The following is a 1,398-nucleotide window of genomic DNA, read 5'->3' as shown; positions in this document are numbered from 1 at the left end:
GTCCGCAGATAGACGTCGAGGTCTCCCGACGATGGAGGTTCCTACGCCATCCATCCGAAAGACCTCGACGTGTCCGACGCTACCCCGCCGGCCGGCTTCGGCCGCCCTGACCTGACCGCCTTCGCTCGACTCGACGGCCTCGGTCTGAGCGTGACCGGGCAACGACTTGAACCGGATCGTGCGGTCCTCGCGTGCCGCGTGGTGGAACCAGATCAGTGGTGCCGACGGTGCGGCAGCGAAGGCGCTGCTCGTGACACCGTGATCCGGCGGTTGGCCCACGAGCCGCTGGGCTGGCGACCGACCGTGCTGGAAGTTGTAGTGCGCCGCTACCGCTGTGCCGACTGCGGACACGTGTGGCGCCAAGACACCAGCGCCGCGGCGGAGCCACGCGCGAAGCTCTCGCGCACCGGGTTGCGGTGGGCGCTGGAAGGGATCGTGGTCGCACACCTCACCGTCGCCCGTGTCGCCGAGGGACTCGGGGTCGCGTGGGACACCGCCAACAACGCGGTCCTGGCCGAAGGCAATCGGCTGCTGATCAACGACCCCACGCGGTTCGAGGGCGTGAAGGTCATTGGCGTCGATGAGCACGTCTGGCGCCACACCAGGCGTGGCGACAAGTACGTCACCGTGATCATCGACCTCACCCCGGTCCGCGATGGCGCCGGCCCAGCAAGGCTGCTGGACATGGTCGAGGGCCGGTCGAAGGCGGCGTTCAAGACCTGGCTCGCCGACCGCGACGACGCCTTCCGTGACGCGGTCGAGGTGGTCGCGATGGACGGCTTCACCGGGTTCAAGACCGCCGCTGCGGAGGAGATCCCGGACGCGGTCACGGTGATGGATCCCTTCCACGTCGTGCGCCTGGCCGGTGACGCCCTCGACAGGTGCCGGCGCCGGGTCCAACTCGCGATCCACGGGCACCGTGGGTTCAGGGACGACCCGCTCTACAAGTCGCGGCGCACGCTGCACACCGGCGCGGACCTGCTTACCGACAAGCAGAGCGACAGGCTACGCGCGCTGTTCGTTGATGACGCTCACGTCGAGGTCGAGGCGACCTGGGGTGTCTACCAGCGCATGATCGCCGCCTATCGCCACGAGGACCGGCAACGTGGCCGCGAGCTCATGGAGAAGCTGATCACCGACCTCAGCGCCGGCGTCCCCAAGGTGCTCACCGAGCTCACCACCCTGGGCCGGACCCTGAAGAAGCGAGCCGCTGACGTGCTCGCCTACTTCGAACGACCCGGCACCAGCAACGGGCCGACCGAGGCGCTCAACGGACGGCTCGAACACCTGCGCGGCTCCGCACTCGGGTTCCGCAACCTGACCAACTACATCGCCCGAAGCCTGCTCGAGACCGGCGGCTTCAGACCCCAACTCCTACACCCCCGATTGGGATGAGCC

Annotated in this window: 1 protein-coding gene; it reads left to right on the top strand. The window is 68.4% G+C overall.

Going from position 1 to position 1,398, the window contains the following annotated elements:
* The first annotated feature begins 69 nt into the window (after positions 1 to 69).
* Positions 70 to 1,395, top strand: coding sequence for an ISL3-like element ISPfr2 family transposase (locus ACVJO7_RS33990; RefSeq protein ID WP_032401348.1), 1,326 nt, complete (start codon positions 70 to 72; stop codon positions 1,393 to 1,395).
* Positions 1,396 to 1,398: the final 3 nt, after the last annotated feature.

The sequence above is a fragment of the Pseudonocardia sp. DxW genome, assembly GCF_058448985.1.
The sequence above is the reverse complement of the archived record's forward strand: the minus strand, read 5'-3'. Positions and strand labels throughout refer to the sequence as shown.